This is a genomic window from Dyella sp. LX-66 (genome assembly GCF_018599165.1).
Taxonomy (GTDB): Bacteria; Pseudomonadota; Gammaproteobacteria; order Xanthomonadales; family Rhodanobacteraceae; genus Dyella_D; species Dyella_D marensis.
Map to the genome: position 1 here is coordinate 524,303 of NZ_JAHFVJ010000002.1, position 21,973 is coordinate 546,275.

General features: G+C 69.7%; 21 protein-coding genes, 1 tRNA gene, 1 other RNA gene and 1 pseudogene. 16 read left to right on the forward strand and 8 right to left on the reverse strand.

Annotated elements, in window-relative coordinates:
- Nucleotides 1-99 precede the first annotated feature (99 nt).
- The 6 genes and pseudogenes from lolD (at nt 100) to lpxK (ending at nt 7,247) form a co-directional block, all read left to right on the forward strand.
- Nucleotides 100-795: a lipoprotein-releasing ABC transporter ATP-binding protein LolD gene (lolD, locus tag KK141_RS06075; RefSeq protein ID WP_214570223.1), complete on the forward strand. Its 696-nt coding sequence runs from the start codon at nt 100-102 to the stop codon at nt 793-795.
- Between the two features lie 223 nt (nt 796-1,018).
- A pseudogene (locus KK141_RS06080) lies at nt 1,019-3,067 on the forward strand (DNA internalization-related competence protein ComEC/Rec2); the annotation flags it as partial.
- 292 nt (nt 3,068-3,359) lie between these two features.
- Nucleotides 3,360-3,998 carry a MotA/TolQ/ExbB proton channel family protein gene (locus KK141_RS06085; protein WP_167257628.1) on the forward strand — a complete coding sequence of 213 codons (639 nt, stop codon included), beginning with the start codon at nt 3,360-3,362 and terminating at the stop codon, nt 3,996-3,998.
- A gap of 6 nt (nt 3,999-4,004) precedes the next feature.
- Nucleotides 4,005-4,433, forward strand: a complete 429-nt coding sequence (locus KK141_RS06090) for a biopolymer transporter ExbD (RefSeq protein WP_214570440.1) — start codon at nt 4,005-4,007, stop codon at nt 4,431-4,433.
- Nucleotides 4,434-4,477: 44 nt separating this feature from the next.
- Nucleotides 4,478-6,250: a lipid A export permease/ATP-binding protein MsbA gene (gene msbA / locus KK141_RS06095; RefSeq protein ID WP_214570439.1), complete on the forward strand. Its 1,773-nt coding sequence runs from the start codon at nt 4,478-4,480 to the stop codon at nt 6,248-6,250.
- 7 nt (nt 6,251-6,257) lie between these two features.
- Nucleotides 6,258-7,247, forward strand: a complete 990-nt coding sequence (gene lpxK / locus KK141_RS06100) for a tetraacyldisaccharide 4'-kinase (RefSeq protein WP_214570222.1) — start codon at nt 6,258-6,260, stop codon at nt 7,245-7,247.
- Nucleotides 7,248-7,302: 55 nt separating this feature from the next.
- On the opposite strand, the gene KK141_RS23065 is transcribed toward lpxK, so the two are convergent.
- Nucleotides 7,303-7,806, reverse strand: a complete 504-nt coding sequence (locus KK141_RS23065) for a glycine zipper 2TM domain-containing protein (protein WP_284733854.1) — start codon at nt 7,804-7,806, stop codon at nt 7,303-7,305.
- A gap of 131 nt (nt 7,807-7,937) precedes the next feature.
- Here KK141_RS23065 and KK141_RS06110 point away from each other — a divergent pair, with 131 nt between their 5' ends.
- Nucleotides 7,938-8,336, forward strand: a complete 399-nt coding sequence (locus KK141_RS06110; protein ID WP_214570221.1) for a DUF6165 family protein — start codon at nt 7,938-7,940, stop codon at nt 8,334-8,336.
- Nucleotides 8,337-8,431: 95 nt separating this feature from the next.
- Here KK141_RS06110 and KK141_RS06115 read toward each other — a convergent pair whose 3' ends face one another.
- Nucleotides 8,432-9,484, reverse strand: a complete 1,053-nt coding sequence (locus tag KK141_RS06115; RefSeq protein WP_214570220.1) for a glycosyltransferase family 9 protein — start codon at nt 9,482-9,484, stop codon at nt 8,432-8,434.
- Between the two features lie 47 nt (nt 9,485-9,531).
- Between KK141_RS06115 and KK141_RS06120 the strand changes: the two genes are divergently transcribed.
- The 8 genes from KK141_RS06120 to KK141_RS06155 all read left to right on the forward strand — a co-directional run bounded on the left by KK141_RS06120 (nt 9,532) and on the right by KK141_RS06155 (nt 14,631).
- Entirely contained in the window at nt 9,532-10,278 is a 747-nt protein-coding gene (locus KK141_RS06120; protein ID WP_214570219.1) for a 3-deoxy-D-manno-octulosonic acid kinase, read from the forward strand.
- A 31-nt stretch (nt 10,279-10,309) separates the two neighbouring features.
- Nucleotides 10,310-11,068: an MBL fold metallo-hydrolase gene (locus KK141_RS06125; protein ID WP_214570218.1), complete on the forward strand. Its 759-nt coding sequence runs from the start codon at nt 10,310-10,312 to the stop codon at nt 11,066-11,068.
- A gap of 97 nt (nt 11,069-11,165) precedes the next feature.
- Nucleotides 11,166-11,258: transfer RNA gene (locus tag KK141_RS06130), tRNA-Ser, on the forward strand.
- Nucleotides 11,259-11,331: 73 nt separating this feature from the next.
- Nucleotides 11,332-11,428, forward strand: an RNA gene (gene ffs, locus KK141_RS06135) — signal recognition particle sRNA small type.
- Between the two features lie 200 nt (nt 11,429-11,628).
- Nucleotides 11,629-13,311 carry a DNA polymerase III subunit gamma/tau gene (gene dnaX / locus KK141_RS06140; RefSeq protein WP_214570217.1) on the forward strand — a complete coding sequence of 561 codons (1,683 nt, stop codon included), beginning with the start codon at nt 11,629-11,631 and terminating at the stop codon, nt 13,309-13,311.
- A gap of 27 nt (nt 13,312-13,338) precedes the next feature.
- Nucleotides 13,339-13,662 carry a YbaB/EbfC family nucleoid-associated protein gene (locus KK141_RS06145; RefSeq protein WP_026634465.1) on the forward strand — a complete coding sequence of 108 codons (324 nt, stop codon included), beginning with the start codon at nt 13,339-13,341 and terminating at the stop codon, nt 13,660-13,662.
- Between the two features lie 5 nt (nt 13,663-13,667).
- Nucleotides 13,668-14,261, forward strand: a complete 594-nt coding sequence (gene recR, locus KK141_RS06150; protein WP_214570216.1) for a recombination mediator RecR — start codon at nt 13,668-13,670, stop codon at nt 14,259-14,261.
- Nucleotides 14,262-14,286: 25 nt separating this feature from the next.
- Nucleotides 14,287-14,631, forward strand: a complete 345-nt coding sequence (locus KK141_RS06155) for a histidine triad nucleotide-binding protein (protein WP_214570215.1) — start codon at nt 14,287-14,289, stop codon at nt 14,629-14,631.
- Between the two features lie 67 nt (nt 14,632-14,698).
- On the opposite strand, the gene KK141_RS06160 is transcribed toward KK141_RS06155, so the two are convergent.
- The 4 genes from KK141_RS06160 to KK141_RS06175 are packed head-to-tail and all read right to left on the reverse strand — an operon-like array spanning nt 14,699 to nt 19,261.
- Nucleotides 14,699-15,286: a Slp/YeaY family lipoprotein gene (locus KK141_RS06160; protein ID WP_214570214.1), complete on the reverse strand. Its 588-nt coding sequence runs from the start codon at nt 15,284-15,286 to the stop codon at nt 14,699-14,701.
- Nucleotides 15,287-15,345: 59 nt separating this feature from the next.
- Nucleotides 15,346-17,355 (reverse strand): DUF3488 and transglutaminase-like domain-containing protein, encoded by a 2,010-nt coding sequence (locus KK141_RS06165; RefSeq protein ID WP_214570213.1) that lies wholly within the window; start codon nt 17,353-17,355, stop codon nt 15,346-15,348.
- Entirely contained in the window at nt 17,352-18,308 is a 957-nt protein-coding gene (locus KK141_RS06170) for a DUF58 domain-containing protein (protein WP_214570437.1), read from the reverse strand. Before KK141_RS06170 ends, KK141_RS06165 begins: the two co-directional genes overlap by 4 nt.
- Nucleotides 18,309-18,319: 11 nt before the next feature.
- Nucleotides 18,320-19,261, reverse strand: coding sequence for a MoxR family ATPase (locus KK141_RS06175; protein ID WP_167257586.1), 942 nt, complete (start codon nt 19,259-19,261; stop codon nt 18,320-18,322).
- A 40-nt stretch (nt 19,262-19,301) separates the two neighbouring features.
- On the opposite strand from KK141_RS06175, the gene KK141_RS06180 reads away from it, so the two are divergent.
- Complete coding sequence (locus KK141_RS06180; protein WP_214570212.1) at nt 19,302-20,894, forward strand: glycosyltransferase family 39 protein; 1,593 nt, start codon at nt 19,302-19,304, stop codon at nt 20,892-20,894.
- On the opposite strand, the gene KK141_RS06185 is transcribed toward KK141_RS06180, so the two are convergent.
- Both KK141_RS06185 and KK141_RS06190 read right to left on the reverse strand, forming a co-directional pair.
- A complete protein-coding gene (locus KK141_RS06185) occupies nt 20,891-21,475 on the reverse strand; it encodes a Maf family nucleotide pyrophosphatase (protein ID WP_214570211.1) in 585 nt (194 codons plus the stop codon). The genes KK141_RS06180 and KK141_RS06185 overlap by 4 nt on opposite strands.
- Complete coding sequence (locus KK141_RS06190; RefSeq protein ID WP_214570210.1) at nt 21,472-21,927, reverse strand: hypothetical protein; 456 nt, start codon at nt 21,925-21,927, stop codon at nt 21,472-21,474. The genes KK141_RS06185 and KK141_RS06190 overlap by 4 nt, the downstream gene beginning before the upstream one ends.
- Nucleotides 21,928-21,973: the final 46 nt, after the last annotated feature.

Sequence of the window (21,973 nt, forward strand, 5' to 3'; positions counted from 1 at the left end):
CAGTCGTGTACGGACGTACACTCCTTCGTTCTTCCTTGTTCTGCGCGCAAACAGCTCCCGGCGCGGGCCATGGGGAGAGCATAAACAGGCTCTAAGCCCATGACCGACAGTTCCATCGTGCTGCGCGCCAGCAACATCGCCAAGACCTACGAGGAAGGCGGCCTGCACACCGACGTGCTCAGCGACGTGAGCTTCGCGCTGAAGCGCGGCGAGACGCTGTCCATCGTCGGCGCCTCCGGCTCCGGCAAGAGCACCTTGCTGCATATCCTCGGCGGCCTGGACACGCTGACCAAGGGCGAGGTCGAGGTGGAAGGGCAGCTGCTGTCCTCGCTGTCCGACGCCGAGCGCGGCCGCGTGCGCAACCGCTCGCTGGGCTTCATCTACCAATTTCATCACCTGCTGCCGGAATTCACCGCGCTGGAAAACGTGTGCATGCCGCTGCTGATCCGCGGCGTGTCGATTCCGGAAGCGCAGAAGCGTGCCTCGGACCTGCTCGAACGCGTGGGCCTGGGCCAGCGCGTGGCGCACAAGCCGGCCGAGCTTTCCGGCGGCGAACGCCAGCGCTGCGCGGTGGCGCGTGCGCTGGTGACGCGTCCGGCCTGCGTGCTGGGCGACGAGCCCACCGGCAACCTGGACGAGGGCAACGCCGAGCACGTCTACGAGCTGATGCTGGAGCTCAATCGCGAGATCGGCACCAGCTTCGTGCTGGTCACGCACGACACCCGTCTGGCGGCGCGGATGGATCGCACGCTGGAGTTGCATAACGGCGTGCTGCGGGAACGTCCCGCACATTGAACCCGCGCCTGGCCGACATGACGCGTCGGCCGATGCCTACAGCGTTTTCGGATTTATTGCGGACGCCATCGCGTTAGCTTGAACCATCTCCCACGGATGGACGATGGCGGTGCGCGACTACGGAGCGATCCTGCTGGCGCCGGCGTTTCTTGCCGGCGTGCTGGCGGTGCAATGGATGCCGGTGCTGCCGCCGAAAGGCTGGGCGGTGGCGCTGCTGGTCCTGATGATCTGGCTCGCGTGGTATGTGCCGCGGGCGCGTGTCGTTTCCTTTGTGATGCTGGGTGCCGCCTGGGCCGCGTGGTGCGGTGCGCGGGCGACGGAGTCGCGCCTGCCGCCCGGGCTGGAAGGGCGCGATCTGGTCGTGGTCGGTACCGTGGCCGGTTTGCCGCAGGTGCGCGAGGAGGCGACGCGATTCCAGTTGAACGTGGAGCAGGCGTCGCTGGGCGACGAGCCTGTTGCCTTGAGCGGCGTCGTGCGGATTGCGTGGTACGCCACCGATCGTGCGGCGATTCCCGCCATCGTTCCTTGCACGCGCTGGCGGCTGGCGTTGCGGCTCAAGCGGCCGCGCGGGCTGGTCAATCCCGGCGGTGCCGATGGCGAACGCGGTGCGCTGGAGCGTGGCATCGTCGCCACGGGTTACGTGCGCGATGGTCCGTCCAATGAAAACCTGGGCGCGCCGTGGTGCATCGACGGCTGGCGCGCGGCGATTGCCGACGGCATCGCGCAGCGTGTTGCGGATGTCCGCGCCGCCGCTTTGTTGCGTGCCTTCGCCGTGGGCGATACGCGCGGCCTGAGCCAGCACGACTGGGAAGTCGCGCGCGCGAATGGCGCTTCGCACCTGATCGCGATTTCGGGCTTCCATGTCGGCGTGGCGGCGGTGGCCGGCGTCGGCCTGGTGCGGATGATCTACCTGCTGTGGCCCGTCTTCGGACTGCGCCTGCCGCGGCGGCAGATGCAGGCGATGGCCGCGCTGGGGTTCGCCGCGCTCTACAGCGCGCTGGCCGGTTTCGGCCTGCCCACCGTGCGCACGTTGCTGATGATTGCGGTGGTGGCGCTGGCGCGCTGTTCGCGCCGCCATGTGTCGCCTGCGCAGTCGCTGGCGCTGGCCTTGTTCGCCATGCTCGCGGTCGATCCGCTGTCGGTGTTGAGCGCCGGCTTCTGGCTGTCGTTTGCGGGCGTCGCTTTCCTGATGTACAGCCTGGTATCGCGCGAGGAAGGCTGGCGCGGCCTGGTGCGCGAAGTGACGCTGGCGCAGGCGGTGATGGCGGTGGCGCTGCTGCCGCTCACCTTGTGGTTTTTCGGCGAGACGTCGCTGGTCGGCGCGCTGTCCAATCTGGTCGCGGTGCCGCTGGTGAGTTTCCTGATCGTGCCGCTGACCTTGCTCGGTACCGTGTTGCTGGTGTTGGCGCCGCCGCTGGCGGGGCCGGTGCTCGTGCTGGCCGGATGGCTGTGCGCGGCGCAGTGGTGGATGTTCGAACGCGTCGCCGGCTGGCCCGGCGCGCATCTCTACGTACCCGCGGTGCAGCCATGGGCGCTGGGCCTGGCGCTGCTCGGCGCCGGCTGGATGCTGTTGCCGCGCGGCACGCCGATGCGCTGGCTGGGTGCGCTGCTGTTCCTGCCGCTGCTGTGGCCGGCGACGGAGCGTCCGCCGCAGGGCGCATTCCGCGTGTGGATGCTGGACGTGGGGCAGGGGCTGGCCGTGGTGCTGCGCACACGGCAGCACGCGCTGGTATTCGATGCGGGCGCGCGCTTTCCTTCCGAGTTCGATCTTGGCGAGGCCGCCGTGCTGCCTTCGCTGCGCGCGCTGGGTATCGCGCGGCTGGACCTGCTGGTGGTCAGCCATGCCGACAACGACCACGCCGGCGGCGCACCCGCGGTGGCGAAGGCGCATCCGGAAGCCGCACGGCTGGCCGGCGAGCCGGAGCGCACGCCGGTGCCCGCCGCTGCCTGCGCCGCAGGGCAGGCCTGGGACTGGGATGGCGTGCGCTTCCGCATGCTCGGTCCGGCCATCGGCGCTGCCGGAGCACGCGGCAACGACCGCTCCTGCGTGCTGCTGGCGGAAGGCGCGGGCGGGCGTCTTCTGCTCACCGGCGATATCGGCCTGCTGGCGGAGCGCGGCCTGCCCGCGGCCGTGGGATCCGGCGCGCCGCTGGTGCTGCAGGTGCCACACCACGGCAGCCGCACCTCGTCCGGGCCGGCCCTGGTCCGCGGACTGGCGCCGGTGCTGGCCCTGGTCTCGGCCGGCTGGCGCAACCGCTTCGGCCATCCGCATCCGCTGGTGGCGCAGCGCTATGCCGCGTCCGGGGTGCCCCTGCTCAATACCGCCGAGCTGGGGGCGATCGAGGTGGATTTTCCGGCCGGCGGGGCACCTCGCGTGGTTCGCGCATGGCGCCGCCACCGCGCCCGCTACTGGCGCGAGCAAGCCCCTGCATGTGCCGGTTTCCAGGGCGTGTGCGACGCATCGCGCATTTGCCACGGGCGCCGCGGAACCGCCGGACGGGACTGCTATGATGCGCCCCTGCAATTCGATCGCATGGGTGGGTGTAGTCGTGCTGGATATCCTGATGGCTGGCGGTTGGGCAATGCTGCCCATCCTGATCTGTTCGGCGATCGCGCTGGCGATCGTGCTGGAGCGCTGCTGGACCCTGCGCCGCAAGTCGGTCCTTCCGCCCGGCCTGGGCGACGAAGTGCGCGAATGGGCGCGCTCGGGCCAGCTCGACCCGGCCCACCTGGCCACCCTCGCCACCGGCTCGCCGCTGGGCGAACTGCTGGCCGCCGCGCTGGCCGTGCGCAACCGTCCGCGCGAGCTGATCAAGGAGCGCATCGAGGACACCGGCCGCCATGTGGTGCACAACATGGAGCGCTACCTCAACACGCTTGGCACCATCGCCCTGATCGGCCCGCTGCTGGGCCTGCTGGGCACCGTGGTCGGCCTGATCCGCATGTTCATGGACGTGATGAAGGGCGGCGTCGGCGATCCGCTGAAGATGGCCGGCGGCATCGGCGAGGCGCTGATCTGCACCGCCAGCGGCCTGGTGGTGGCGATTCCCGCCTACGTGCTGCACCGCTATTTCCGTTCCAGGGTGGCCGGCTACTGCGTGGAGATGGAGAAGCAGACCACCGTGCTGCTGGACGAGCTCACCGTCGCCGCTCCGGCCGCGGCGCGTCCGCGCCGTCCGGCCGCCGAGTCGACCGCGGGCTGATCCGGCATGCGCATCGGCAACGACCGCCGGCAGGACGACTTCGAGATCAACGTGATCTCGCTGATCGACGTATTGCTCACCCTGCTGATGTTCTTCGTACTCACCACCACCTTCGTCCAGCACACGCGGATGCAGGTGACCCTGCCCAAGGCCAGCGCGGACGAGCGCGACATGCAGGCACCCGCGCTCACCATCGTGGTGGACCGCGACGGGCACTACTACGTCGGCACCGACGAGGTGCTGGGGCAGGGCATCGAGCCGCTCAAGCAGGCCATCGCCAACATCGCCGGCGACGACCGCGAACGCCAGGTGACCATCCGCGCCGACGCCATGACGCCGCACCAGAACGTGGTCACCGCGATGGACGCGCTCGGCCAGCTCGGCTTCACCAAGCTGTCCATCGCCACCACGCCGACCCAGGCGGGCCCGCGCTAAATGAGCGCCGGAACAGTGAGCGCCGAAGTAGTGAGCGCGGCCAGGTGAGCGACAAGAAAGCCTCCGTGTGGGACGCCGCGACCTGGCGCACCTACAAGCGCCTGCTCGGCTATACCAGCCGCTACTGGGCGGTCGGCCTGGTCTCGATACTGGGCATGGCGCTGGAAGCCGGCTGCCTCGCCGCGTTCACCAAGCTGCTGCGGCCGATGATCGACGAGCTGTTCGCGCACAAGGACGCCTACCTGATCTTCTGGATGCCGATCTGGATCATCGGGCTGTTCGTGCTGCGCGGCGTCGCCATCGTGCTCAACGACTACGGCATCGCCTATATCGGCCGCAACGTGGTGCAGAACATCCGCCGCGACGTGTTCGACGCCTACCTGCGCCTGCCGGCGGCGTTCTTCGGCAGCGAGCATTCCGGCCAGCAGGTGTCGCGCATCACCTACACCAGCGAGCAGGTGGCGCAGGCTTCCACCGACGCGGTGAAAGTGGCCGTCACCGAAGGCCTGATGATCGTCGGCATGATGTACGTGATGCTCTCGACCAGCGCCTACCTCACCATGGCGCTGCTGATCATGGTGCCGGCGGTGGTGCTGATCGTCACCGTGGTCAGCCGGCGCTACCGCACCATCAGCAAGCGCATCCAGGGCACCATGGGTTCGGTCACCGGCACGGTGGAGGAATCCGTCGGCGCCAATCGCGAAGTGCGCATCTACGGCGGCCAGAAGCGCGAGGCCGAGCGCTTCGAGCAGGTCACCGAGCATTCCAAGCGGCTGAACCTGAAAGTCGCCGTGACCAGCGCGTTCTCCAGCGCCACCATCCAGACCGCGGCGGCGTTCGCGCTGGCCCTGCTGGTGTACCTGGGCACGCGGCCGAACGTGATCGACAGCATCTCGCCCGGCGTGTTCATCACCGTGCTCACCTCGATGGGCGGCATGCTGCCTTCGCTCAAGCGCCTCACCGGCGTGCAGGCCAGCGTGCAGCGCGGCGTGGCCGCCTGCGAAGACCTGTTCGGCATCATCGACCTGCCGCCGGAAGTGGACACCGGCACCCACGTGCTGGAACGCACCCGCGGCGACATCGTGTTCAACGACGTGCGCCTCACCTATGCGCGCAACGATTTCGAGGCGCTGCGCGGCGTCGACCTGCACTGCCGTCCCGGCACGGTCACCGCCCTGGTCGGCCGCTCCGGCAGCGGCAAGAGCAGCCTGGTCAGCCTGCTGCCGCGCTTCTACGAACCCAGCGCCGGCGGCATCGACCTGGATGGCCACGACTACGCCAGCTACACGCGGGCCTCGCTGCGCAAGCAGATCGCCTGGGTGGGGCAGAGCGTGGTGCTGTTCGACAGCAGCGTGGCGGAGAACATCGCCTACGGCGAGCTGGAAGGCGCCAGCGAGAAGGACATCATCGCGGCGGCCGAGGCGGCCAATGCAATGGAGTTCATCCAGCGCCTGCCCAAGGGCATCCACAGCCAGATCGGCCAGGCCGGCAACATGCTTTCCGGCGGCCAGCGCCAGCGCATCGCCATTGCCCGCGCGATCCTGAAGAACGCGCCGATCCTGGTGCTGGACGAGGCGACCAGCGCGCTGGACACCGAGTCCGAGCGCCTGATCCAGCAGGCGCTGCAGCGCCTGATGCGCGACCGCACCACCCTGGTGATCGCGCATCGCCTGTCCACCATCGAGCACGCCGACCAGATCGCGGTGATGGACCAGGGCCGCATCGTCGAGCGCGGCACGCACGCGGAACTGCTCGCCCTGAGCGGACACTACGCCGCGCTGCACCGCATGCAGTTCCACGACAAGGCAAGCGACTGAGGCCGCCGTGGCGCTGGCCGACACGCTAGCCGCGGCCTGGTATGGCAAGGGCACGGCGCCGTGGTGGACCGCGCCGCTGGCGGGGTTGTACGGCGGCGTGACGCGGCTGCGCCGGCGCCTCTATCGAAGCGGCCTGTTGTCCAGCGTGCGCTTGCCGGTACCGGTGCTCGTGGTCGGCAACGTCAGCGTCGGCGGCACCGGCAAGACGCCGTTGACCATCGCGCTGGCCGAAGCGCTGCGCGCGCGCGGTTTCCGTCCGGGTGTGGTGAGCCGCGGTTATGGCGGCACCGAACAAGGACCGCTTTTACTCGGGGACAAGCCGGACCCCGCGCGCTTCGGTGACGAACCCTGCCTGATCCACATGGCCGGCACGCCCGTGGCCGTAGGCCGCGATCGCCCCGCGGCAGCACGCCTGCTGGTCGATGCGGGCTGCGATGTGATCCTCGCCGACGACGGCCTGCAGCACTATCGCCTGCGCCGCGACGTGGAGATCTGCGTGATCGACGGTGCCCGCCGCTTTGGCAACCGGCGGTTGCTGCCGGCCGGACCGCTGCGCGAACCGCTGGCGCGCCTGGACGAAGTGGATTTCCGCGTCTGCAACGGCGGCAGCGCCGAGGCGGGCGAAGTGCCGATGCGGCTCGAAGGCGGCACGGCGCGCGCCTTGCGCGATGGCGTCACCCAATCGTTGGATGCGTTCCGCGGCCAGCGCGTGCATGCGGTGGCTGGCATCGGCAACCCCGAACGCTTCTTCGACGACCTGCGTGCACGCGGCATCGAAGTGGTGCCGCATCCCTTCCCCGACCACCACGCCTACGTTTCCGGCGAACTGGATTTCGGCGACGGCGCCGCGGTGCTGATGACCGAAAAGGACGCCGTGAAATGCGCGGCCTTCGCGCCGCCGCCGTCCTGGGCCGTGCCGGTGCGAGCCGTGCTGCCCGACGCCTTCTTCGACGCGGTGGCCGCCAAGCTGGCCGCCGCCCGCCGCGGCTCCGGATAAAAAAACGCGGCCGGTGTCGCCACCGGCCGCGTTCTTCGAACCGTACGCGTGGCGCTTACTGGATGCGCACCACGTTGCCGTCCGGATCCACCTGCACGATGTCGCCCTCGCGGATCGCGCTGGCGTCCGGCACGGTGACATTGGTGTAGCCGCCGTCGCCCATGCGCAGGCGCAGCGTGAAGCTTTCGCTGCTGCCGCCGCGGCCGATGCGGTTGCCGGCGAAGCCGCCGCCCACCGCGCCGAGCACGGTCGCCGCCTTGCGGCCGTTGCCCTTGCCGACCTGGTTGCCCAGCACGCCGCCGGCGACCGCGCCGATGATCGCGCCGGCGGTGCCGTGGTCGGCGCCCTGGGTGACGGTGCGCTCGATCGACTCGACCGTGCCGCACTGCGTGCAGCGCAGGAAGATGCCGTCGCGGCGGATCAGCACGTTGCCGTTGAGCTGGCCGGCGGCGTCGGCCGCCGGACGGCGGGCGGCGCTGGAGGACTGCGCGGCGGCGCCCATGGAAGCGAAGGCGAAGGCGGCTGCCAGGGGCAGGATGAGGAGCTGCTTGGTGTTCATGGATTCTCCCGGTGTAGTGAGGCCCGCACAGTCTATTCGGATCAGCTGAACCATCGGCTAGGTATTGTCTCTATCATGTGCAGCTTGCCGGCGCCGTCCGTGTGCCAGGCCTGTTTTCGAAGGGAGTTCCCATGAGCCTGATCCTAGTCCCGGTGTCCTACGGTGAGCTGATCGACAAGATCACCATCCTGGAGATCAAGTCCAAGCAGATGACCGACCCGGCCAAGCTGGCCAACGTGCGCAACGAGCTGGATCAGCTCAACGCCACCTGGGCCGCCCATCCGGCCGCGGCCACCGACATCGCCGACGAGCGCGCTCGCCTGCTGGCGGTGAACGAAACGCTGTGGGATATCGAAGACCGCATCCGCCTGAAGGAAAAGGCCCAGGCCTTCGACCAGGAGTTCATCGAGCTGGCGCGCGCGGTGTACTTCCGCAACGACGAGCGCGCGGCGGTGAAGCGCGAGATCAATCTGAAGCTGGGTTCGCAGCTGGTGGAAGAGAAGTCGTACAAGGACTACAAGGCCGGCTGAAGCCTTCGTAGGTTGGGGTGAGCCGCAGGCGAACCCCAACATCGGCGTGTCGATGTGCATCGCATTGTTGGGGTTCGCCTGCGGCTCACCCCAACCTACGCCGGTAGCTGGCCACGCATCTCCGACGCGTACGCCTCGAACCGCTCGATCACGTCATCGACCTCGATCAGGTCCATCACGCCCGCGTATTCGATCTTGCTGCCCCAGGGAATCTCGCTGGCCGGCTTGCCCAGGTATTTGCGCGAGGCCGCGTCGTACTTGTTCACGCACCAGCGGCGGTCGGAATAGGGGCCCGAGCGGTCCGGGTTGCTCGCCGCATGCAGGCCCAGCACCTTGCAGCCCACCGTGTTGGCCATGTGCATCGGGCCGGAATCCGGAGTGAGCAGCAGCGAGGCGCGCGCCAGCATCGCCAGCAGGCGCTTGAGCGTGTCCTTGCCGGTCAGGTCGGTGTGCGGCAGGCGGCAGGCGGCCAGCACCGCGTCGGCCATGCTGCGCTCGCCGGGCGAGGGCCCGCCGATCAGCATGACGCGCCAGCCGCGCTGCGCGGCATGGTCCATCACCGCGGCATAGCGCTCCGGGCGCCAGTTGCGCAGCGCATGGCTGGACGTGGGGCTGACCAGCAGCACCGGCGCGCCCGGCGGCAGCTGTTCGGCCGCCCAGGCGAGCGCTTCTTCCGGCAGCGGGATATCCCAGCGCACCTCGGTCTGCTTCAGCCCCAGCGGCTCGCAGAAGCTGCCGATCGCCTCCAGCACGTGTTCGCCGGTGCGCGCCGGAATGCGCTCGTTGACCACCAGTCCGTGCAGGTCCTTGGCGCGCGCCTTGTCGTAGCCCACGCGGCGTTTGGCCTTGATGCCCAGGCTGAGCAGGTTGGAGCGCATTGCCACCTGCATCTGCAGCAGCGCGTCGAAACGGCGGCCGCGCAGCGCCTCATGCACCGCGCGCATGCCGGCCCAGCCGGCGCCCTTGTCGAAGGTGACGAAGTCCACGCCGGGCAGGTCGCCGACCAGGCGGCGCTCCAGCTTGCCGACGATCCAGGTCAGCTCGACCTGCGGCCAGGCCTTGCGCAAGGTGTGCACCATTGGCACGACATGGGTGACGTCGCCGATGGCGGAAGTGCGCAGCAGGCAGATGGAGGTGGGAGCAGGCATTGCGTGGGCTAGAATCAGTGGCTATTGGATGGGGTGCCGGGTCGCACATGATGGCGCAAGAGCAGGTCCGGACGAAGGCGGGCGGGGCGATTCTGTTCGACCCCGCGGCTTCGTCACAAGTCGACGATGACTGGTTCATGCCTAGCCACTGGCGCGAACTGGGCGCCTTGCGCATGCAGACCGGCGGGCGCGGCGGCGTCGCCCTGGTCGGCACGCCGGCGGGCGAGGGCGTGCTGCGCCACTATCGGCGCGGCGGCATGGTGGCCCGGTTCCTGGGCGACCGCTATCTGTGGACCGGCGCCGACCGCACGCGCAGCTTCGCCGAATTCCGCCTGCTCGCCGCGATGGCGCGCGAAGGCCTGCCGGTGCCGGAACCGATCGGTGCGCGCTACCGGCGCCACGGTCCGTTCTATACCGCCGACCTGATCACCCACCGTGTCCCTTCCGCGCGCACGCTGGCCGAATGCCTGGCCTGGGGCAGCCTCGACGCCGCCCTGGCCGAGCGCACCGGCAACATGATTGCGCGCTTCCACCGCGCCGGCGTGTGGCATGCCGATCTCAACGCGCACAATATCCTGGTGGCCGAGCCGGGCCTGTACCTGATCGATTTCGACCGCGGCGAGCGGCGTGCGCCGGCCGAAGCCTGGCGCACGGCCAACCTGCAGCGCCTGCGCCGTTCGCTGCTGAAACTGGGCGCGGGCGCCGAAGGCGAGGCGGTGTTCGAGAAGACGGTGTGGCAGCCGCTGGCGCAGAGCTACGCCGCGGCATTCGGCGTCGGTGGGGACGCGCCATGAACCTGGTTTGCCTGCGCGAGGAAGCGGCCGCATGAACTGGAACCTGCATTTCCTGGGCGTCGGCGCGGCGCACGCGGTGGAGCTGGGCTCTTCGTCCGCGGTGCTGGAACGCGATGGCGCGCCGCTGCTGCTGATCGACTGCGGGCCGGACACGCTGGACCGCTACGTGGCCGCCTACGGCGACGTGCCGCCGGCGCTGTTCATCACGCACACGCATATGGACCACGTCGGCGGCATGGAGCGGCTGTTCTTCCGCCTGTGGTTCGACGAAGCGCGGCGCGGGCGCACCAAGCTGTTCGTGCATGCGGCGCTGATGAGCTGGCTGCAGGCGCGGGTGGCGGACTATCCCGGCGTGCTGGCCGAGGGCGGGGTGAATTTCTGGGAAGCGTTCCAGCTGATTCCCTGCCATCGCGGTTTCTGGCTGGACGGGCAGTGGTTCGACGTGTTTCCCACCCGCCATCACCTGCCGCAGACGTCGTTCGGCCTCGCCCTGGGCGGCAGCTTCGCCTATACCGGCGACACGCGGCCGGTGCCGGAGATGCTGGCGCGCTACGCGGCCGGCACCGAGCTGGTGGCGCACGACTGCGGCCTGGTCGGCAACCCTTCGCATACCGGTATCGACGATATCGAGCGCGAATACCCGCAGGCCCTGCGCAGCCGGCTGCGGCTGTACCACTACGGCAGCGTCGCCGACGGTGCGGCGCTGGCCGCCCGCGGCTACGCCACGGCTTCGGCCGGCGAGCGGATCGCGCTGCCCCCGCCGGCTGCGCCGCGGCCGGATGCCGGTTGAGGCAGCGCTTGAGGCGGCTTGTCTGGATCGGGGCCTGCCGCTATGATTTCCCCTCTTTGCCGGGCTGGAATGCCCGGCAAGGCGATTTCACCATCGCGGAGAGGTGTCCGAGTGGTTGAAGGAGCACGCCTGGAAAGTGTGTATACGGCTTATCCCCGTATCGCGGGTTCGAATCCCGCCCTCTCCGCCAGTGAAATCGCATGACGGTCCGCGCCTGGCGCAACCGTCGACCAGGGCGACCAGCCCGCCGTCTATGGTGACCCCGTCGGTCCCCCCGCGACGATAGTTCGTAAATCCCGCCAGGCCCGGAAGGGAGCAACGGTAGCGAATGATTCGGGTGCCGGGGTGTGGCTGGCGGGGTCGCCGCCTTTTCGGGCCCCGCAACGCGCGTTCGCGCCGCCTCTCGTACTGACTTGCCGCAAGCGACCGTGCTGACTTGCCGGAGGCGACTTGGCACAATCGGCCGTCGCCCCAAGTTAGTATCCCGCCACTTCATTCCCGTCCTCGCTGCGTTGCTCCCAAGGGCCGCGCCAGCCCGGCGTCCAGCAGGTTTCCAACGCATGTCCTATCAGGTACTCGCGCGCAAATGGCGCCCCCGCAAGTTCGCCGAACTGGTCGGGCAGGAGCATGTGGTGCGCGCGCTCACCAATGCGCTCGATACCGGCCGCATGCACCACGCCTACCTGTTCACCGGCACGCGCGGCGTGGGCAAGACCACCATCGCGCGCATCTTCGCCAAGTCGCTCAACTGCGAGCGCGGCGAGTCGGCCGATCCCTGCGGCGAGTGCGCGGTGTGCACGGCGGTGGACGCCGGCCGCTTCGTCGACCTGCTGGAGATCGACGCGGCCAGCAACACCGGCGTGGACGACGTGCGCGAAGTGATCGAGAACGCGCAGTACGCGCCGGCACGCGGACGCTTCAAGGTGTACCTGGTCGACGAGGTGCACATGCTGTCCAAGCCGGCCTTCAATGCGCTGCTCAAGACGCTGGAAGAGCCGCCGCCGCACGTGAAGTTCCTGCTCGCCACCACCGACCCGCAGAAGCTGCCGGTGACGGTGCTGTCGCGCTGCCTCAAGTTCAATCTCAAGCGCCTGCTGCCGGAACAGATCTCCGGGCAGATGCGCCACATCCTCGGCGCTGAGGCCATCGCCTACGAAGACGGCGCCATCGTCGAACTGGCCCGCGCCGCCGACGGTTCGCTGCGCGACGGCCTGTCGCTGCTGGACCAGGCCATCGCCTATGGCGGCGGCGCACTCAAGCTCGACGACGTGCGCGCCATGCTGGGCAGCGTCGCGCGCGGCCAGGTGCTGGGCGTGCTCGAGGCGCTGGCTGCCGGCGACGGCGACCAGCTGATGGCCGAATGCGCGCGCATCGCCTCGTTCTCGCCGGATTTCGGCGGCGTGCTCGACGACCTCGCCGCCGTGCTGCACCGCCTGCAGCTGTTCCAGCTGGTGCCGGGCTATCGCCCCGAAGGCGACGGCGGCGACGAAGCCGCGCTCGCCGCGCTGGCGGAGCGTCTGGGTCCGGAAGACGTGCAGCTGTACTACCAGATCGCCATCGGCGGCCGCCGCGACCTCGCGCTGGCGCCGGATGCGCGCACCGGTTTCGAGATGGCGCTGCTGCGCATGCTGGCGTTCCGCCCGGCGGGCGAGGGCGAGCCGGCGCGCGCTGAGCGTCCGGCCGCTGCCGCGCCGCGTCCCGCCGCCGCGCCCGCACCGGCGCGCTCCGCACCGCCGATGCCCGCGCCTGCCATGGAGCGCCCGGCGCCGCGCGCCGCCGAAGCACCCGCACCGCGTGTCGAACCCGCACCCGTGCCGCCGCCCGCACCGCGCGCCGCACCCGCGCTCGATGCGCGCGGCCTGCCGCAGTGGGACAGCCTGATCGAACAGGCCAACCTGCGCGGCCCGATGGGCCAGCTTGCGCAGAACGCCACCTTGCGCGACCGCGAAGGTTCGACCCTGGTGCTGGCGCTGCAGCCGATGTACATGCATCTGGCGGTGGAGCCGATGGTTGGCCAGATGGAAGAGCGCATCAGCCAGGCACTGGGCGAACGCATCCGCCTGCGCTTCGTCGACGACCGCTCCAGCGGCGCCGAAACGCCTGCCGCGCGCGCCGCCCATGCGCGCTCGGCCGCGCAGTCGGCCGCCGAACAATCGATCGAGGAAGACCCGCTGGTGCAGTCGCTGCGCAAGGAATTCGGCGCGCGCGTGCTGCCGCAGTCGGTCAAGCCGTTTGAACCCTGAGAACCCTAAGCCTTTGGAGTACGCGTCATGAGAGGACAGATCGGCCAGCTGATGCAGCAGGCGCAGCGCATGCAGGAAGAAATGAAGCGCGCGCAGGAAGAGATCGCCAAGCTGGAAGTCACCGGCACCTCCGGCGGCGGCCTGGTCACCGTGGTGATGAGCGGCGCCCATGAAGTGCGCCGCGTGCAGATCGACCGCAAGCTGTTCGCGGACGACCCCGAAATGGCCGAGGATCTGGTCGCCGCGGCGATCAACGACGCCGTCAACAAGGTCGGCGAGGCCAGCAAGAACAAGCTCGGCGGCGTCACCTCCGGCATGAACCTGCCGCCCGGTTTCAAGATGCCGTTCTAAGCCACGTGAGCAAACTCCTCACCGACCTGATCGAAGCCCTGCGCTGCCTGCCCGGCGTGGGCGGCAAGAGCGCCCAGCGCATGGCTTTCCATCTGCTGGAGCGCGAACGCGAGCGCGGCCTGCGCCTGGCCAGCGTGCTGGAGCAGGCCATGCAGCGCATCGGCAATTGCACGCGCTGCCGCAATTTCAGCGAGGAGCCGGTGTGCTCCCTCTGCGCCAGCAGCAGCCGCGACCGGCAGGTGCTGTGCGTGGTGGAGTCGCCCACCGAGCTGGCGGCGATCGAGCAGGCCACCGGCTACCGCGGCCAGTACTTCGTGCTGCTGGGCCGGCTGTCGCCGCTGGACGGGCTGGGTCCGGAAGAACTGGGCCTGGACCTGCTCACCGAGCGGCTGGCCGAAGGCGAGATCGAGGAAATGGTGATCGCCACTAATCCCACCGTGGAAGGCGAAGCCACCGCGCATTACCTGGCGCAGCTGGCGCGCGCGGCCAAGGTCAAGCCGACCCGGCTGGCGCACGGCGTGCCGCTGGGCGGCGAGCTGGAATACGTCGACCGCAGCACCCTGGCGCATGCCTTCGGCAGCCGCCAGACGCTGGGCTGAAACCATCACAGAAGGAAGCCTGAGCATGGCCGATACGATTTTCGGAAAGATCATCCGGCGCGACATCCCCGCCGACATCGTCTACGAAGACGAGGACGTGCTGGCCTTCCGCGACCTCAACCCGCAGGCGCCGGTGCACGTGCTGTTCGTGCCCAAGCGCGCGATCGCCTCGCTGGACGAAGCCCGGCCCGGCGACGCCGAACTGCTGGGCAAGCTGCTGTTGGCCGCGGCCGCGTATGCGCGCGAGCAGGGCCTGGCGAAGGACGGCTACCGCACGGTGATCAATTGCAACGAGCACGGCGGGCAGACGGTGTTCCACCTGCACGTGCATCTGCTGGCCGGACGGCGCATGCATTGGCCGCCGGGCTGAGCCGCGCGCGACGAGGCATGAAAAAAGCCGGCCCTGGGGCCGGCTTTTTTTGTTTTGGACGCCTGGCTTACTTGCCCCGCGGCACCGCGCGCGGCACCACGATCACCCGCGGCTGGTACCAGAACGGATCGCCCCACGGACCCCAGCCCGGGCCCCAGTACGGACCGAAGCCCGGACCCCAGAACGGGTCGTAGTAGCCCGGCGGGTAGCGCACGGCGACGCGCTTGGGCCACAGATAGACCACGTCGGCCTCGACGCGCGGATAGGCGTAGTCGTACTCGCCCACCTTCTGCGACACGGTGCCGTGCAGGGTGCCGGTGACGGTGAGCTCGCGGCCGCGCGCGAACACTTCCGGATCGTAGAAGCCCGACCGGCAGGCCACGAAGCGGCCCTGGCTGTCGTTGTCGGTGGCCATCTTCGGGCGGGCCTCGCTGTCCAGCGGACGCGAGAGCAGGAAGAAGCAGGTTTCCTGCGGGCCGGGTTCGGTCTTGATGATCTCGCCGCCCCAGCGGACCTTGCTGCCGCCGGCGCCGCCTTGCTGCGCCTGGGCCGTGGTGATTTCGGTATAGGTGCCCTGCAACGGCTGGGGGATGGTTGCGCAGGCCGCCAGCGTAGCCGTCACGGCTGCGGTAGCGAGGAACTTGTAGGTGGACATGACCGCTTTCTCCATGATCGGGCGGATCTTCCGTGATCCGAAACATTCAGTCGTTCGGTTCATTTGACCACGTGTCGGGGTCTGAATTCCCGCACCGCCCGGCGGAACCGTCGCAGGGGATCGGGCGGCGGGGTTTGATGGGCATAGCGCAGGTCGAGGTAGCTCCTCATCAGTTGGTCCAGCTGCGCGCGCTGGCCGGGCAGGGCCCGGGCCGCGCGCTGCAGGTAATGCTGCGGGCCCTCGCTGTTCCTGCGCGCCACGCCGGCCGAGGCCAGCTTGCGCTCCAGCGTGCGCAGCGCGGCCCGCAGGGGGTCTTCGTCGCGCCGCCGCCACAGGGCCCAGGCCAGGCCGAGCAGGGCGAACGCCACGCTGCTGGCCGCCAGCAGCACGCTCAGGGTCATCGTATCCGTGTTGCGGACGCCGAATGGCGTGAGGAGCCCGCGTTGCCTGAGTGCGTCGAAGCCGATAACGCCTTCGCTCCACCAATGGTTGACGACGTCCCAGCGGTTGCGCAGGTCGCGCAGCCAGGCGGCGCCCTGCCATTCGGACTGGCCGGCCGCCGCGGCTGCGGCGGCGGCCGCGCCCAGGCTGACCCGCTCCGGTCGCACCGCGGCGGTCGGGTCGATGCGCACCCAGCCGCGGCCGTCCAGCCATACCTCGCTCCAGGCATGCGCATCGGACTGGCGCACCAGCAGGTACTGGCCGAGCTTGTTCCAGTAGCCGCCCTGGTAGCCGGTGACCACCCGCGAAGGCACGCCGGCGGCGCGCATCAGCACGGTGAAGGCCGAGGCGTAGTGCTCGCAGAATCCTTCGTGGGTGGCGAACAGGAAATCGTCCACCGCGTCGCGGCCCAATGGTGCGGGCGCCAGGGTGTAGCTGAAGCCGCCGTCGTGGAACAGCGCGAGCGCGGCCTTGACGATGAGGTCGTCGCGGTCAGAGAAAGTGCGCCGCCATTGGGCGGCCAGTTCCTGTGCGCGCGGGTTGAAGCCGGGTGGAAGCTGCAGGGCACGGCGGCGCGTGGCCTTGTCGAGTTCGAGCTGCAGGCTGTAGTTCAGTGCTGAACGTAATTCGTAGGTCAGCGGATCCTGCACGGGCTTGACGCTGGTGATCTCGCGATCCGCGCCCAATACCGCGTGCTCGGGTGCGGCCAATGGCACATCGAGCGCGGGAAGGATGCGCTGGTTGGTCGGCTCCAGCGCGATCCGGTAGACGATACTGTCGCCATGCTCGACCGGTGCGGGCTGGCGTCCGCTCGGCACGGCGCTCCAGCGGCGTCCGTCGTAGTCCCACATCACGTAGGCGCGAAAATAGCGCTGCGCTGGTGCGGGCGGCTCACCTTCGAAGCTGGCGCGCAGGGCGGGGTGATTGTCGGTAAGCAGATCCACGAAATCGCCCGGGGACATCCCATCGCTCAAGCCCGTGCGCGCCTGTCCCGACGGCGGCGCGCCCCACAGCGGCGACTCCAGCCGCGGCACCAGCACGAAGGCCAGCAGCGACAGCGGCAGCGCAGCGGCGAGCAGGCCCAGCGCCGGCAGCAGTTCGCGCGGCAGGCTGGTGGGCAGGCGCGCCGGCTGCAGCGCGCGCAGGCTGGCGACCGCCGGCAGCAGGCCCAGTGCGACCACGAAGGTGGCGACCATGCCCTGGTCCGACAGCAGCGCGGCCATCAGGGTGAAACAGGCGAAGGCCACGGCGACCTTGGCGTCGCGCGCCGTCTCGGTCTCCAGCAGCTTCAGCACCAAGAGGCCTACCGCGAGTGCGGAACCGGGCTCGCGTCCGAAGATGTTGCCGTAGTGGAAGATCACCGTGGCCGCGAGCAGCACCACCAGCGGCAGCTTCAGATAGATCGGCGCGCGTCCCGGCTTGCGGCGGCGCTGCCACCAGCGCAGCGCCAGCACGGCCATCAAGGCGGCATCGAGCCAGGGCGGCAGATGGATGGCGTGCAGCACCAGCACCACCGCAGCGGTGAGACACAGCAGGTCGAAGACGCGCACATCGAGCGGCGCTTCGTCGCGCTTGCGGCGGAACAGGCCGAACTTTTTCGGTTCCGTGTTCTTCGGTTCCGGATTCATGGCAGCTTCGCCAGCGCATTCATGCAGCGCGCGTAATGCGCGGGGCCGGCGCCGTGGCCGATCTCCTCGCCGGGCAGCCACAGGCTGGAGGGCACGCCGCGCGCCTCGGCCTCGCCCAGCCAGCGAGCCAGGCGGGAGATGCGCGATTCGCTGTCCAGGTGCCTGAGGTCGCGCCAGTCCAGCCGCCATTCCAGGCGCGGGCGCGGCTGCTCGAAATCCTTCACCAGCAGGCCTTCATGCCGCGCGCTGGCCTTCCAGGCGATGCGCCGCTGCGAATCGCCCGCACGGTAGTCGCGCAGCGCGGCGAGGTCGTCGCCGTGATGCAGCCGTTGATGGGTGGGGTCGTCGGTGGGCGAGCGCGGCGGCGGTCCTTCCGCTTCCGGGCGTGGCCACACCAGCACCGACATATCCGGATACAGCCAACTCCACGCGCGGAACAGGCCGAGCGGCCAGCTCGTCCACAGCTGGATGCGCGGCAGTTGCTGCCAGCCGCGGCGGTCGGTCTGCAGCGCGATCTCGACCGGCAACTGCTGATGCGCACAGGCCGCGAAGGCCTGCATCCGGCCGTCCATTTCCACGCGGATCGCCTGGCGCGCACGCACGCCGGCATCCACGTGCAATTGCAGGGTCAGCGCTTCGCCGGCGGTGGCGTGGCCAGCCTGGATCGCGGTGAGGCGCAGGCCATCGAGCGCGCGGAACGCCACCAGCATGCTCGCCGTGCACGCCGCGGCCAGCATGCAGGTGAGCAGCAGGGCGGCATTGTTGGCGTAGTTGAGCGCGCCGGCCAGCATGATCATCAGCAGCACGCCGAACGCCACGCCCAGCCCGCTGGGCACGATATAGATGCGGCGCCGGTGCAGTTCGACCGGCAGGCTTTCCGGACGGCGGTAGCGGGTCAGCGCCGGCAGCCGGCGCTCGGCCCATTGCTGAAAGCGGCGGTAGGTGTCGGCCACGCCCATGGCCATCAATCCACCGCCACCTCGGCAAGCAGCTGGCGCGCGAGCGCGTCGCCGTTGGCGCCGCGGGCGGGCACGAGGCGGTGGCCGGCCAGCGGCACGAACAGCGCCTGGATGTCTTCCGGCAGCACGTGCCCGCGGCCGGACAGCATGGCCCAGGTGCGCGAGGCATTGAGCAGGGCCAGGCCGGCGCGCGGCGACAGGCCGACGCGGATTTCCGCATGGCGGCGGCTGGCGGCGAGCAGCGCCTGCAGGTAGTCGAGCAGGGCCGGGCTGGCGGTGATCGCCTGTGCCTGGCGATGCAGGGTGGACAGCGCGGGGCCGTCCAGCTTGGGGCTGAGCTGGGCGAGCAGGTCGCGGCGGTCGCTGCCGGTGAGCAGGGCGCGTTCGGCGGCGGCGTCGGGATAGTCCAGCGAGACGCGCAGCATGAAGCGGTCCAGCTGCGAATCCGGCAGCGGGAAGGTGCCGGCCAGGTCCAGCGGATTCTGCGTGGCCACCACGAAGAACGGCTGCGGCAAGGTGTGCGTCTGGCCGTCCACGGTGACCTGGCCCTCGGCCATCGCCTCGAGCAGCGCGCTCTGCGTCTTCGGCGTGGCGCGGTTGATCTCGTCGGCCAGCAGCAGGCCGGTGAAGATCGGGCCGGGGTGGAAACGGAACTGGCCGGTCTCGCGCTCGTAGACGCTCACCCCGATAATGTCCGACGGCAACAGGTCGCTGGTGAACTGCACGCGCTGGAAGTCCAGCGCGAAGCTCGCGGCGAGCGCATGCGCGAGGGTGGTCTTGCCCACGCCGGGCACGTCTTCCAGCAGCAGGTGGCCGCCGGCGATCAGGCAGGTGAAAGCAAGCTTGACCTGGCGCGGCTTGCCGAGCAGCACCTGGTTGACCTGCGCCATGGCGGCGTCGAGGCGGGAATGCAGGGCGTCATCGTGGAGTGGAGTGATCGCGGACATGGCAACGCGCAGAGGGATGAAATGGGGCAGGGCATGAGCCATGCATGATCGCGGCAGTGTAGCCCCGGGCCTCGCGCGCTGGCGAGGCGCGTTTCTCATTGCCTTTCTTGTACTGCTTGGGGCACGCATTGCGGTCGCCGCGCAACTGGCGCCGTTCGGCGACGAGGCGTTCTACTGGCAGGAGAGCCGGCATCCGGCCTGGGGCTATAGCGACCTGCCGCCGTTCACCGCGTGGATGATCCGCCTCGGCGAAGCGCTGGCCGGCCATGGCCTGCTCGGCATGCGCTGGCCGTTCCTGCTGGTGGGCAGCGCGCTGCCGTGGCTGGTGGTTGCGTTCGCCCGCCGCGCCTTCGATGCGCGCGCCGGCTGGCAGGCCGGTCTGCTGTGCCTGGCGCTGCCGCTGGCCGGCACGCTGGGCGTGATGGCGGTGCCGGATGTGCCGCTGACGGTGGCCAGCATGCTGGCCCTGTTCGCGCTGCTGCGCGCCATGCAGGACGACCGCCTGCGCGACTGGCTGCTGCTCGGTGCAGCGCTGGCCGTGTGCTGGCTGACGCACTACCGCGCGGTGATGCCGATGCTGGCCGGGCTGGGCCTGCTGCTGCTGACGCCGCGCGGACGCCTGCAATGGCGCCGGCCGGGATTCTGGATCGCGCTGGTGCTGTCGCTGCTGGGGCTGATTCCGCTGGCGGTTTCCAACTGGCAGCAGCGCGGCGCGGGCCTGGCGTTCCAGGTGGTGGAGCGCAATCCGTGGAGCTTCCATGCCGATGCGCTGGTGCAGCCGCTGGAACAGGCCGCTGCATGCACGCCGCTGCTGTACGGCCTGCTGCTGTGGGCGGCGTGGCGCAGCTGGCGACGGCGCGGCGAAGGGGCGCCGTGGGATCTGATCGCGATCGCTTCGCTGTGCTTCGTGCTGCTGTATTTCGTACTCGGCCTGTTTGCCGACGACGAGCGTTTCCGCGCGCACTGGCCGCTGCCGGGTTATCTGCCGCTGCTGGGCGCCTTGCCGGTGTTGTTGCGGCCATTGTGGGGAAAGCGCTGGATCCGCTGGGTCACCATCGCGGCGGTGGGCATGGCGCTGTTCGGGCATTTGAGCGGACTGGCTTATCTGGGCTTGGCCGCGAGCGAGCGCGGCGCGACGGCGCTGGCCGGCGTCAAGGCATTTCCTGCGCGCTTCGTGGGTTGGCGCGAGAGCGGCGATGCGGCGCGCGCTTTACTCGCTGCGCATCCGGGCGTGCTGGTGGCGGACAATTTCATGCTGGCTTCGGAGATCGAATTCCAGCTCGACGGCGCCGTGCCGGTGTACGCGCTGGATAGTCCGCTCAATACCAAGCACGGCCGCGCACCTCAGCTCGCGGTATGGCATCGCGACGAAACCGCGCTGCGCCAGACACAACCCGGTGCACCGATGCTGCTGGCGGTCGACGAAACCTCGCTGCGTATCCGCGAGCGTTCCGACTGGCTCGGTTCGCTGTGCAACCGCATCGAAGATCCGCGGCCGCTGCAACGGCTGGATCTGTTCGATGGACGCAAGCGCATCGCTTTCTATGCCGGGCGCGTGCCGGCGGCGGGATCGACTCCGGTGGCGCCAGGCGACTGCGTGATCTGGCGCGAAGGCGCCGCGTCGTTCCGCTAGGGCAGCACGACGCCGGCCGTGCGCAGCAGCCGCGCGAGCGCGATCAGCGGGAGGCCGATCAGGGCGGACGGGTCTTCGTTGTCGATGCGCTCGAACAGGCTGATGCCCAGCCCTTCGCATTTGAAACTGCCGGCGCAGTCCAGCGGCTGTTCGCGTTCGACATAGCGGGCGATTTCATCCGCACCCAGCACGCGGAACTGCACGCGGGTACGGTCGACATGCACGTGCCGCTCGCCGCTGCGCGTATCGAACAGGCACAGCGCGGTATGGAACTGCACGCTGCGGCCGGAGCTGGCGGCCAGCTGCTCGCGGGCGACGTCGGGCGTGCCGGGCTTGTCCAGCATGCGTCCGTCCAGTTCGGCGACCTGGTCGGAACCGATCACCAGCGCGTTGTGCAGCCCCTGCGCGCAGGCTTCGGCCTTGGCCACCGCCAGGCGCAGGGCGCGCGTGTCCGGGGCTTCGCCGGGCAGGGCGGTTTCGTCGGTGCCGGGGGCGCGCTGTTCGAAGTCGGGGCAGAGCCGGCGCAGCAGTTCGGCGCGGTAGCGCGAGGTGGAGCCCAGCACCAGGCGGGGCGGGCTCATGCTTGAGGATCGCGCTGGATGTGCTCGCGCATGGCGTCGTCCAGCGCGTGCTGAGCATCGTTCAGCGCTTCCAGCAGGGGCGCCAGGCGGCTGCGCGTCTCGGCCATCGCCGCGACGGCCTGGTTGAGCTGGTCCTGGGTGGCGTGGGGCGCCTGGTCGCGGATCCAGATGCGCTGCTGCAGCAGGGAGCGCAGGCCGGCCTCGATCGCCTGGCGGGCTTCCTGTTCGCTGGCGGCGGGCTTGTCCGGATTGAGCGACATCACCGCATGGGCCTGCTGCAGGCCGGCGCGGCAGGTCTTCAGGTCCGCTTCCAGCCGGTCGGCCACATCGAGCAGCTCGTGCAGGCTGTCCGAACGGCGGTTGCCGCGGCGCCGCAGCCAGACACCGCCGCCCGCGACGATGACCGCGAACACGAAGAAGGTGGCCAGGCCATACGTCAGGAGGTCATTCACGTGAGACGGAGCGGCTCGGCGGCGAGGGAGGGCGCAGTCTGCCGCA